The organism is Staphylococcus sp. EG-SA-18 (assembly GCF_017151825.1).
Taxonomy (GTDB): Bacteria; Bacillota; Bacilli; order Staphylococcales; family Staphylococcaceae; genus Staphylococcus; species Staphylococcus aureus.
On record NZ_JACYVY010000064.1, the window covers coordinates 84,946 to 97,122 of the forward strand.

The window sequence follows — 12,177 nt, forward strand, 5'->3', positions numbered from 1 at the left end:
AATAAATTGATTATAAAATAAATATTGACAATGATAATCATTATTATTTATGATTTTACTAAAGACTTAAAAGCAATCATAAAAAGGAGGATTATGTTTTGAAAAATATTTTAAAAGTTTTTAATACAACGATTTTAGCGTTAATTATCATCATCGCGACATTCAGTAATTCTGCAAATGCCGCAGATAGCGGTACTTTGAATTATGAGGTTTACAAATACAATACCAATGACACGTCAATTGCTAATGACTATTTTAATAAACCGGCAAAGTACATTAAGAAAAATGGTAAATTGTATGTTCAAATAACTGTCAACCACAGTCATTGGATTACTGGAATGAGTATCGAAGGACATAAAGAAAATATTATTAGTAAAAACACTGCCAAAGATGAACGCACTTCTGAATTTGAAGTAAGTAAGTTGAACGGTAAAATAGATGGAAAAATTGACGTTTATATCGATGAAAAAGTAAATGGAAAGCCATTCAAATATGACCATCATTACAACATTACATATAAATTTAATGGACCAACTGATGTAGCAGGTGCTAATGCACCAGGTAAAGATGATAAAAATTCTGCTTCAGGTAGTGACAAAGGATCTGATGGAACGACTACTGGTCAAAGTGAATCTAATAGTTCGAATAAAGACAAAGTAGAAAATCCACAAACAAATGCTGGTACACCTGCATATATATATGCAATACCAGTTGCATCCTTAGCATTATTAATCGCAATCACATTGTTTGTTAGAAAAAAATCTAAAGGCAATGTGGAATAATGAGAAATGTTAAACAAATTGCTACAAAATCTATTATAGCTATTATTAGCTTAGGTATACTTACATATACAACAATGATTGGTAGCGTGTTGGCTGATGAGATAAAATATCCATCAGCCAAATTTAATCAACCTGAAGCAAAAGATAAAACAGAATTAACTACATCAATTTTTGATGAAAAGATAAAAGAGAATAAAGCGTTAGAGTTACTAATTTTTAATCAAGAAAATAAAAATGTAACTGAGGAACAACAACTAGTTGACGAAAAGGCGCAATTGATTTCAGATATGACTGGTAAAATTTACTTGCAAGTAAAGCTAAAAGGTCAAATAGATAAAGAACAACTTGTTTTTCAAAATGACAAAAATGAAGAATTTCCTTTTGTTATAAAAGATGAAAAGGATGACACAATAGTAAGAATTTTAATTGAACAGCATATGGATAAAATCAATATGCATGTTAAAACGTTGGCTGAAAAGAAAAATCTAGATAACAAAGAAATGGTGTATTCTATTCATTTTAAAGAGAAAAAAGTACAACATGATGATGCAAAAGAAGTGCCTTCAAAACATCAAAATCAAGAAAATAATCAAGATCAGCTTAAAAAAGATATTGATGACAAAAAAGATAGTCAAAAATCAGATACTAAGGAAAGACGTACTAGCCTTTTTACTGAAAAAGGATTAAATGATATTCCTGTACAAAAAGATAAAGTGCAACAAGACAGTAATAAAAAGATTGAAAATGAGCGACCTAAAGCATCAGGTACATTAAAAGTTGAAAATAGCCCTCCAACAGTAAAAAAGGTTGAAAATAATCACAAAGAGCAACCGAAACATAAAGATGAAAAATCAAAAAAGGAAAAGAAAAAAGTAGTTGAAAAAGAAAAAGCGTTACCAGCTTTTAATAGAGATGATGATAGCAAGAATAGTAGTCAATTATCTAGTGATATTAAAGAACTTGATGAACCAAATCATAAAAAGCAATATATTTTATTTGCAGCTGGCATTGTGTTAGCAACTATTTTACTTATTTCGGCACATTTATACAGCAGAAAGAGAGGTAACCAAGTTTGAGAATCATAAAGTATTTAACCATTTTAGTGATAAGCGTCGTTATCTTAACCAGCTGTCAATCTTCCAGTTCTCAAGAATCAACTAAATCCGGCGAATTCAGAATCGTACCAACAACTGTTGCATTGACAATGACATTGGACAAATTGGATTTACCAATTGTCGGCAAACCCACGTCATATAAGACATTGCCTAATCGTTATAAAGATGTACCGGAAATTGGTCAACCAATGGAGCCGAATGTTGAAGCTGTTAAAAAATTAAAACCAACACATGTTTTGAGTGTGTCAACGATTAAAGATGAAATGCAACCATTTTACAAACAATTAAATATGAAAGGCTACTTTTATGATTTTGATAGTTTAAAAGGGATGCAAAAGTCGATTACACAATTAGGTGATCAATTTAATCGTAAAGCACAAGCAAAAGAATTAAATGACCATTTAAATTCTGTAAAGCAAAAAATTGAAAATAAAGCAGCTAAACAAAAGAAACATCCCAAAGTATTAATATTAATGGGTGTACCGGGTAGCTATTTAGTAGCAACTGATAAATCATATATTGGTGATTTAGTTAAAATAGCAGGTGGAGAAAATGTTATTAAAGTGAAAGATCGTCAATATATTTCGTCTAATACTGAAAATTTGTTGAATATCAATCCAGATATTATTTTAAGATTACCACACGGAATGCCTGAAGAAGTTAAGAAAATGTTTCAAAAAGAATTTAAACAGAATGATATTTGGAAACATTTTAAAGCTGTGAAAAATAATCATGTTTATGACTTAGAGGAAGTGCCATTCGGTATTACAGCAAATGTTGATGCTGATAAGGCAATGACTCAATTATATGATTTATTTTATAAGGATAAAAAATAGTGAGTTGATATGATGATAAAAAATAAAAAGAAACTACTATTTTTATGTTTGTTAGTCATTTTAATCGCAACTGCTTATATTTCGTTTGTAACCGGTACAATTAAATTGTCATTTAATGACCTAATTACAAAATTTACAACTGGTAACAATGAAGCAGTGGATTCAATCATTGATTTGCGATTGCCACGTATATTAATTGCATTGATGGTTGGCGCAATGTTAGCAGTTTCTGGAGCATTATTACAAGCAGCACTACAAAATCCTTTGGCAGAGGCGAATATCATTGGCGTTTCCTCAGGTGCACTTATAATAAGAGCACTTTGTATGTTGTTTATTCCACAATTGTACTTTTACTTACCATTATTAAGTTTTATTGGAGGTTTAATACCATTTTTAATAATTATATTGTTGCATTCTAAATTTAGATTCAATGCTGTAAGTATGATATTAGTAGGTGTTGCGTTATTCGTATTATTAAATGGTGTTTTAGAAATTTTAACTCAAAACCCTTTAATGAAAATTCCTCAAGGCTTAACAATGAAAATATGGAGCGACGTATACATATTAGCAGTATCAGCATTATTGGGATTAATATTAACATTACTATTGTCCCCTAAATTGAATTTACTAAATTTAGACGACATACAAGCGCGAAGTATCGGTTTTAATATTGATCGTTACAGATGGTTAACAGGTTTATTAGCAGTATTTTTAGCAAGTGCAACTGTTGCGATTGTTGGACAACTAGCCTTTTTAGGTATTATTGTGCCACATGTGGTTAGAAAGCTAGTTGGGGGCAATTACAGAGTACTTATTCCGTTTTCTACAGTTATTGGTGCATGGCTATTGTTAGTGGCTGATTTATTAGGACGAGTGATACAGCCTCCTCTAGAAATTCCAGCCAATGCTATTTTAATGATTGTCGGTGGTCCAATGCTAATTTACTTAATTTGTCAAAGTCAACGAAATCGAATCTAAAACGGTACAACAACTGGTTTAGTGATGACTGAAGAAACGTCGTTAATAAAAGAGGATTTTTATGAGAATGAAGCGATTTTTAACTATTGTACAAATTTTATTGGTTGTAATTATTATCATTTTTGGTTACAAAATTGTTCAAACATATATTGAAGACAAGCAAGAACGCGCAAATTATGAGAAATTACAACAAAAATTTCAAATGCTGATGAGCAAACATCAAGCACATGTGAGACCACAATTTGAATCACTTGAAAAAATAAATAAAGACATTGTTGGATGGATAAAATTATCAGGAACATCATTAAATTATCCAGTACTACAAGGTAAGACAAATCACGATTATTTAAATTTAGATTTTGAGCGAGAACATCGACGTAAAGGTAGTATTTTTATGGATTTTAGAAATGAATTGAAGAATTTAAATCATAATACTATTTTATACGGGCACCATGTCGGTGATAATACGATGTTTGATGTGTTAGAAGATTATTTAAAGCAATCGTTTTATGAAAAACACAAGATAATTGAATTTGACAATAAATATGGTAAATATCAATTGCAAGTATTTAGTGCATATAAAACTACTACTAAAGATAATTACATACGTACAGATTTTGAAAATGATCAAGATTATCAACAATTTTTAGATGAAACAAAACGTAAATCTGTAATTAATTCAGATGTTAATGTAACGGTAAAAGATAGAATAATGACTTTATCAACGTGCGAAGATGCATATAGTGAAACAACGAAAAGAATTGTTGTTGTCGCAAAAATAATTAAGGTAAGTTAAACAGAAAAGAGGATAATTATGAAATTTATGGCAGAAAATAGGCTGACGTTAACAAAAGGAACAGCAAAAGATATTATAGAACGATTTTACACGAGACATGGGATTGAAACATTAGAAGGCTTTGATGGCATGTTTGTTACACAAACTTTAGAACAGGAAGATTTTGATGAAGTGAAAATTTTAACAGTTTGGAAATCAAAGCAAGCTTTTACGGATTGGTTAAAATCTGATGTCTTTAAAGCAGCACATAAACATGTTAGAAGTAAAAATGAAGATGAAAGTAGCCCGATTATCAATAACAAAGTAATTACATATGATATAGGCTATAGTTACATGAAATAATTGAATTTAAAGAGGTTGCAGTACTTGTTATGACAATTGGTATTGTTAACTTTTGTAACGACCATACATGATACCGATGATGGTCGTTTTTTTAATGAACACAAACATGCTAACAACAAATTGCTAAAACATAGTTTGATTTGAATGTGCTTTGAAAATAATCATCAATTATATCATTTTGATTTATTTTGAAGAAGAAAAGAATTAATAATGATATTTTGGGGCGTATGATTTATAGTAGTAGTATCGATAAAAGAAATTTATACAATTTGAAATAATATGAGTGATAAAATCGATTAATTAATATTAACTATACAATCAAATGTTTTCATCTTATTAATGATTAATATTTTTATTTTTAAAAATAAAGCGAGGAGCTATCTATGGAACAAATTACTTCTGCACAAAATAATAGAATTAAACAAGCGAACAAGCTAAAAAAGAAACGTGAGAGGGATAAAACTGGATTAGCTTTAATTGAAGGTGTGCATTTAATTGAAGAAGCTTATCAAAGTGGAATTGTAATTACACAATTATTTGCAATTGAACCGGCAAGATTAGATCAGCAAATTATCGCATACGCGCAAGAAGTTTTTGAAATAAACATGAAAGTTGCTGAATCTTTATCAGGTACAGTGACACCACAAGGGTTTTTCGCAATCATTGAGAAGCCGCACTATGATATTTCTAAAGCACAACAAGTATTGCTCATCGATCGTGTTCAAGATCCTGGAAATTTAGGCACATTAATTAGAACTGCGGATGCTGCTGGAATGGATGCTGTAATAATGGAGAAGGGTACGACAGATCCTTATCAAGATAAAGTGTTGCGAGCGAGTCAAGGTAGTGTTTTCCATTTGCCAGTTATGACACAAGATCTCGATACGTTTATTACTCAATTTAATGGTCCTGTTTATGGTACAGCACTTGAAAACGCAGTGGCATACAAAGAAGTTACTTCAAGTGATTCTTTTGCATTACTATTAGGTAATGAGGGAGAAGGTGTTAATCCTGAATTATTAGCACATACTACACAAAATTTAATCATACCTATTTATGGTAAAGCTGAAAGTTTAAATGTAGCGATTGCAGGTAGTATTTTACTTTATCATTTGAAAGGTTGACCGTGTTGAAAGTTTTCCGATATAATTATAATTAATTGTTTAACAGAACATTTCTACGTGATTGCATACACAATTGAATATAAACCAATAAAAAGGCATGGACATTTATATAAATAATTGTTTTAGGGAGAATAATCGTGACTGCAAGTTATTCCAATTATTTAAAGTCTTTTCACCTTTTTGGTTACTTAAAGAGATTTAAGTCGGAAAGACAATCCGTTATCAATATTAAACAAGTGTATGCTTAGGCATAAATTTGGGTGGTACCACGGAAATGACTTTCGTCCCTTATTTTTTAAGAGGATGAAAGTCTTTTTTTAGTTAAACAACAAATATGATAAATATAAAATGAATAGTTCGAATAGGGAGGTCAGTGACATATGTCTGAACAACAAACAATGTCAGAGTTAAAACAACAAGCGCTTGTAGATATTAATGAAGCAAATGATGAACGTGCACTGCAAGAAGTTAAAGTGAAATACTTAGGTAAAAAAGGGTCAGTTAGCGGACTAATGAAATTGATGAAGGATTTGCCGAATGAAGAGAAACCTGCATTTGGTCAAAAAGTGAATGAATTGCGTCAAACAATTCAAAATGAATTAGATGAAAGACAACAGATGTTAGTTAAAGAAAAATTAAATAAGCAATTGGCTGAAGAAACAATTGATGTATCATTACCAGGTCGTCATATTGAAATCGGTTCAAAGCATCCATTAACACGTACAATAGAAGAAATTGAAGACTTATTCTTAGGTTTAGGTTATGAAATTGTGAATGGATATGAAGTTGAACAAGATCATTATAACTTCGAAATGCTGAATTTACCTAAATCACACCCTGCACGTGATATGCAAGATAGTTTCTATATTACGGATGAAATTTTATTACGTACGCATACATCACCAGTGCAGGCACGTACGATGGAATCACGTCATGGTCAAGGTCCAGTTAAAATTATTTGCCCTGGTAAAGTGTATCGTCGTGACTCTGATGATGCGACACATAGTCATCAATTTACACAAATCGAAGGATTAGTTGTTGATAAAAACGTTAAAATGAGTGATTTGAAAGGTACTTTAGAATTGTTAGCTAAGAAATTATTTGGTGCTGATCGTGAAATTCGTTTACGTCCAAGTTACTTCCCATTCACTGAACCTTCTGTAGAAGTTGATGTGTCATGTTTTAAATGTAAAGGAAAAGGTTGTAATGTGTGTAAACACACAGGATGGATTGAAATTTTAGGTGCTGGAATGGTACATCCTAATGTATTAGAAATGGCTGGTTTTGATTCTTCAGAGTACTCTGGATTTGCATTTGGTATGGGACCAGACCGTATTGCAATGTTGAAATATGGTATAGAAGATATTCGTCATTTCTATACTAATGATGTGAGATTTTTAGATCAATTTAAAGCGGTAGAAGATAGAGGTGACATGTAATGTTGATATCAAATGAATGGTTGAAAGAATATGTAACAATCGATGATTCTGTAAGTAATTTGGCAGAACGTATTACGCGCACAGGTATTGAAGTGGATGATTTAATTGACTACACAAAAGATATCAAAAATTTAGTTGTCGGCTTCGTTAAGTCAAAAGATAAACATCCTGATGCAGATAAATTAAATGTTTGCCAAGTTGATATCGGAGAAGACGAACCTGTACAAATAGTATGTGGTGCACCGAACGTTGATGCAGGACAATATGTCATTGTTGCTAAAGTAGGTGGAAGATTGCCTGGTGGTATTAAAATTAAGCGTGCCAAATTACGCGGTGAACGTTCAGAAGGTATGATTTGTTCGTTACAAGAAATTGGTATTTCAAGTAATTATATACCGAAAAGTTTTGAATCAGGCATTTATGTATTTAGTGAATCCCAAGTTCCAGGAACAGATGCCTTACAAGCTTTATATTTAGATGATCAAGTAATGGAATTTGATTTAACGCCGAATCGTGCAGATGCTTTAAGTATGATAGGTACTGCTTATGAAGTTGCAGCATTGTATAATACAAAAATGACTAAGCCAGACACAACATCAAATGAGCTTGAGTTATCTGCAAATGATGAACTGACTGTGACAATAGAAAATGAAGATAAAGTACCATATTATAGTGCACGTGTTGTTCACGACGTGACAATTGAACCCTCGCCAATTTGGATGCAAGCACGCTTAATAAAAGCGGGTATACGTCCTATTAATAATGTTGTTGACATTTCAAATTATGTGTTATTAGAATACGGTCAACCATTGCACATGTTTGATCAAGATGCGATTGGTTCACAACAAATTGTTGTTCGTCAAGCTAATGAAGGCGAAAAAATGACAACATTAGATGATACAGAACGTGAATTATTAACGAGCGATATTGTCATTACTAATGGACAAACTCCAATTGCATTAGCTGGTGTTATGGGTGGCGATTTTTCAGAAGTTAAAGAACAAACATCAAATATAGTGATTGAAGGTGCTATTTTTGATCCAGTTTCAATTCGTCATACATCAAGACGTTTAAATTTACGCAGTGAATCATCTAGTCGTTTTGAAAAAGGAATAGCTACTGAATTTGTAGATGAAGCAGTCGACCGTGCATGTTATTTATTACAAACTTATGCAAACGGAAAAGTGCTAAAAGATAGAGTGTCTTCAGGAGAACTTGGTGCATTTATTACACCAATCGACATCACTGCTGATAAAATTAATCGCACTATTGGATTTGATTTGTCACAAAATGATATTGTTACTATTTTTAATCAACTAGGGTTTGATACAGAAATAAATGATGATGTTATTACAGTGCTAGTACCATCACGTCGTAAAGATATTACAATTAAAGAAGATTTAATTGAAGAAGTTGCACGTATATATGGATACGACGATATTCCATCAACGTTACCTGTCTTCGATAAAGTTACTAGTGGTCAGCTAACTGATCGCCAATATAAAACGAGAATGGTTAAAGAAGTGTTAGAAGGTGCTGGATTAGATCAAGCTATTACGTATTCGTTAGTTTCTAAAGAGGATGCTACTGCATTTTCGATGCAACAGCGTCAAACAATTGATTTATTGATGCCAATGAGTGAAGCGCATGCGTCATTACGTCAAAGTTTATTACCACATTTAATCGAAGCAGCATCATATAATGTGGCACGCAAAAATAAAGATGTAAAATTATTTGAAATCGGCAATGTCTTCTTTGCTAATGGAGAAGGTGAACTACCAGATCAAGTTGAATATTTAAGTGGTATTTTAACTGGAGATTATGTAGTCAATCAATGGCAAGGTAAGAAAGAAACGGTTGATTTCTATTTAGCAAAAGGTGTCGTGGATCGAGTATCTGAAAAGTTAAACCTTGAATTTAGTTATCGTCGTGCCGATATTGATGGATTACATCCAGGTCGTACAGCTGAAATCTTATTAGAAAATAAAGTTGTTGGTTTTATTGGTGAATTACATCCAACATTAGCAGCTGATAAAGATTTAAAACGTACGTATGTTTTTGAGTTGAATTTTGATGCATTAATGTCTGTGTCGGTAGGTTACATTAATTACCAGCCAATTCCGAGATTCCCAGGCATGTCTCGTGACATTGCATTAGAAGTAGATCAAAATATTCCAGCAGCTGATTTATTATCAACGATTCATGCACACGGTGGCAATATATTAAAAGATACACTTGTCTTTGATGTATATCAGGGCGAACATTTAGAAAAAGGTAAAAAATCAATTGCAATACGTTTAAATTATTTAGACACAGAAGAAACATTGACAGATGAGCGCGTTTCAAAAGTACAAGCGGAAATTGAAGCAGCATTAATTGAACAAGGTGCTGTTATTAGATAATGATTTAAACCCCATGTATAAGGATATCTGAAGTAGATTGATATCCCTAACATGGGGTTTTATTTTTGGATTCACCAATTAGGATTCGATTGGTTTAAAAAGTCAAAGAGGAACAGTGGAATACAGATGATGCTTCGCACAACTGCATATAAAGTCATACTTATGAGCAAAGCAAATTAGTATGACTTACCTAATAGGATTTCCTATTAGGATCCAATTTATAATGATTAAAAATCAAAGAGGCTTTAAAATTTTTTGGGCTTTTTCACGATTTTTAAAATGCTTTTTTGAAATGGTATCTAAATGTGAAAGACCGTATTTTTTTATAATTTTGGCGGCGATTACATCGACTTTAGCACCGGCACCTTTAGGAATCGTCATATTAATATTTTTTGATATTTGATCCATATATGTAACAAATGCGTATCGAGAGATTATGCTTGCCACTGCAATGGCTAATGACTTCGATTCTCCTTTTGTTTCAAATTTTGTTTTCTTTGGAAGTGGTATATCGGATAATGCGTAATGGTTATACACTTCGCGTTTTGCGAACTGATCAATGACGATATAGTCTAATTGAGACGAATCAATTTTTTCAAGTACATTTTTGATGGCTTCATTATGAAGAACAGCTTTCATTTTTACTTGAGTCCAGCCTTTTGCTTGCTGAATATTATATTTTTCATTGTGTAGTGTTAATAATGAATGTGGGATGAAAGTAACCAATTGCTCAGCAAGTTCTACAATTTTGGTATCGGTTAATTTTTTTGAATCATCTACACCCAAAGTTTTTAAAATAGGGACATGCTCTTTGGTAACGAAAGCAGCACATACAGTCAATGGACCAAAGTAATCGCCACTTCCAGCTTCATCACTACCAATACAGTTAAATTGATCATACATTAAAGTTTGTTCAAGAAAAGAATTAGCCATATTTTTCTTTTTAGTTTTATTAGTATTCAATTGAGAATGCTGCGGTAGAAGTTCTTTAGACACAGCTTCTGCATGATTACCTTGAAACATGACTTTACCTGATTGGTAAATATTTACAGTTGTATTTTGATACTTTGCACGTGCTTTCATACCTTGAGGTAAATTCTCAGTATCAAAAGTAATGCGTGACATTAATGTCGTTATGTCTTTATCCGACAATTTAAAAACGATATTCGCCATTTGTGTAAATCCTTTCATAAAATTTCATTATCTTTAGCAAAAATAATCATATCATAAATGATAATAACGTCAGAAACATTTATGTATGTTGTAAAGAATTAATTGCGGATACTTACAAAATACATAGTGGTCATGTATAATGTTTATGAAAATGTTATAGTGACACAATTTAAACATGATAAAGTATTGAATAGAAAATTCTTTACATTATTTCATTATAAAAAGAACATTAAGTCATCTATAGAGATTGTGTTGTTGTTTTATCATAATTGCAATATAACAATATTAGTATCAAATTCAGACAAACTATCCAGTCATATTTTATAACGTGAATTTAGATTTTAAAAAAAGGATCAGGAGAAATTATAAATGGCACAGTTTAAAAACAAGGTAAATGTATCAATTAATGATCAGCTTTTTACAATTGTTGGGGAAGATAACCCAGAGCACATACGATATGTAGCACATTTAGTTGATGATAAAATAAAAGAATTAGGGTATAAAGCAGCAGGTTTAGATACTTCAAGAAAAGCAATACTAACTGCTGTGAATATTATGCATGAAAAAGTACTACTAGAAGAAGAAAATCGACGTTTGAAACAACAAATTCACAAATTGCAGCAGCGTGAGCAATAAATGGTCATTGATTTTATCATAATCATTTTCTTTGTGTATTTTGTCATGGTTGGATTCAGACGAGGTTTTTGGTTATCTATGATACATTTGAGTGCAACGATTGTATCATTGTGGATTGCCAGTCAATTTTACAAATCTATTGTAGAAAGATTAATTGTATTTATTCCATATCCTAAAACAACAGCATTTAATACAACTTTTGCGTTTCATTTTAATCATCTACAAAATCGATTTGAAGCGATTGTAGCTTTTTTAATGATTACATTGTTTTGTAAGTTCATTTTATATCTAATTATCGTAACTTTTGATAAAATAATAGCGTATCAAAACATTCATATTTTCAGTCGTGCAATGGGAATGATAGTTGGTGTGTTTATGACGATAATTGTCTTACACTTTACGTTATATCTATTGGCATTATATCCTAACGAAGCATTACAACATCAGCTTAAAATATCTATTGTGAGTCATTCATTGATTTTTCACATCCCATATTTATCGGCTTTCACCATTAATTTATAAATTATCATAAGAGGTCAGGACAAAGGTATATA

12 protein-coding genes and 1 pseudogene are annotated in these 12,177 nt (G+C 31.5%); 12 read left to right on the forward strand and 1 reads right to left on the reverse strand.

From position 1 onward, the window contains the following. Positions 1 to 98 precede the first annotated feature (98 nt). From isdC to pheT, 10 genes are all read left to right on the forward strand, one after another. Positions 99 to 782, forward strand: coding sequence for a heme uptake protein IsdC (gene isdC / locus IDG66_RS12425; RefSeq protein ID WP_000789821.1), 684 nt, complete (start codon positions 99 to 101; stop codon positions 780 to 782). Next, positions 782 to 1,858, forward strand: a complete 1,077-nt coding sequence (isdD, locus tag IDG66_RS12430) for an iron-regulated surface determinant protein IsdD (RefSeq protein WP_001246701.1) — start codon at positions 782 to 784, stop codon at positions 1,856 to 1,858. Before isdC ends, isdD begins: the two co-directional genes overlap by 1 nt. Further along, the gene (isdE, locus tag IDG66_RS12435; protein ID WP_001220199.1) at positions 1,855 to 2,733 is read left to right on the forward strand and encodes a heme ABC transporter substrate-binding protein IsdE; all 879 of its coding nucleotides are present in this window, start codon (positions 1,855 to 1,857) and stop codon (positions 2,731 to 2,733) included. Before isdD ends, isdE begins: the two co-directional genes overlap by 4 nt. A gap of 12 nt (positions 2,734 to 2,745) precedes the next feature. Further along, positions 2,746 to 3,711 carry a hemin ABC transporter permease protein IsdF gene (isdF, locus tag IDG66_RS12440; protein WP_180371543.1) on the forward strand — a complete coding sequence of 322 codons (966 nt, stop codon included), beginning with the start codon at positions 2,746 to 2,748 and terminating at the stop codon, positions 3,709 to 3,711. Between the two features lie 61 nt (positions 3,712 to 3,772). After that, on the forward strand, positions 3,773 to 4,507 hold the full coding sequence (srtB, locus tag IDG66_RS12445; RefSeq protein ID WP_001242420.1) for a class B sortase: 735 nt from the start codon (positions 3,773 to 3,775) through the stop codon (positions 4,505 to 4,507). Positions 4,508 to 4,525: 18 nt separating this feature from the next. Continuing rightward, on the forward strand, positions 4,526 to 4,849 hold the full coding sequence (gene isdG, locus IDG66_RS12450; protein ID WP_000670950.1) for a staphylobilin-forming heme oxygenase IsdG: 324 nt from the start codon (positions 4,526 to 4,528) through the stop codon (positions 4,847 to 4,849). Positions 4,850 to 4,885: 36 nt separating this feature from the next. Then, on the forward strand, positions 4,886 to 4,993 hold the full coding sequence (locus tag IDG66_RS12455; protein WP_010956638.1) for a hypothetical protein: 108 nt from the start codon (positions 4,886 to 4,888) through the stop codon (positions 4,991 to 4,993). A 239-nt stretch (positions 4,994 to 5,232) separates the two neighbouring features. Beyond that, a complete protein-coding gene (locus IDG66_RS12460) occupies positions 5,233 to 5,973 on the forward strand; it encodes a TrmH family RNA methyltransferase (protein WP_000435374.1) in 741 nt (246 codons plus the stop codon). A gap of 380 nt (positions 5,974 to 6,353) precedes the next feature. Continuing rightward, positions 6,354 to 7,412: a phenylalanine--tRNA ligase subunit alpha gene (pheS, locus tag IDG66_RS12465; protein WP_000003566.1), complete on the forward strand. Its 1,059-nt coding sequence runs from the start codon at positions 6,354 to 6,356 to the stop codon at positions 7,410 to 7,412. Next, positions 7,412 to 9,814 carry a phenylalanine--tRNA ligase subunit beta gene (gene pheT / locus IDG66_RS12470; RefSeq protein WP_103143739.1) on the forward strand — a complete coding sequence of 801 codons (2,403 nt, stop codon included), beginning with the start codon at positions 7,412 to 7,414 and terminating at the stop codon, positions 9,812 to 9,814. Before pheS ends, pheT begins: the two co-directional genes overlap by 1 nt. A gap of 234 nt (positions 9,815 to 10,048) precedes the next feature. On the opposite strand, the gene rnhC is transcribed toward pheT, so the two are convergent. Beyond that, the gene (gene rnhC / locus IDG66_RS12475) at positions 10,049 to 10,987 is read right to left on the reverse strand and encodes a ribonuclease HIII (RefSeq protein WP_001284280.1); all 939 of its coding nucleotides are present in this window, start codon (positions 10,985 to 10,987) and stop codon (positions 10,049 to 10,051) included. 369 nt (positions 10,988 to 11,356) lie between these two features. On the opposite strand from rnhC, the pseudogene zapA reads away from it, so the two are divergent. Together zapA and IDG66_RS12485 are read left to right on the forward strand one after the other, a co-directional pair. Then, positions 11,357 to 11,616, forward strand: a pseudogene (gene zapA / locus IDG66_RS12480) (cell division protein ZapA). 7 nt (positions 11,617 to 11,623) lie between these two features. Continuing rightward, the gene (locus IDG66_RS12485; RefSeq protein WP_000234074.1) at positions 11,624 to 12,145 is read left to right on the forward strand and encodes a CvpA family protein; all 522 of its coding nucleotides are present in this window, start codon (positions 11,624 to 11,626) and stop codon (positions 12,143 to 12,145) included. Positions 12,146 to 12,177 lie beyond the last annotated feature (32 nt).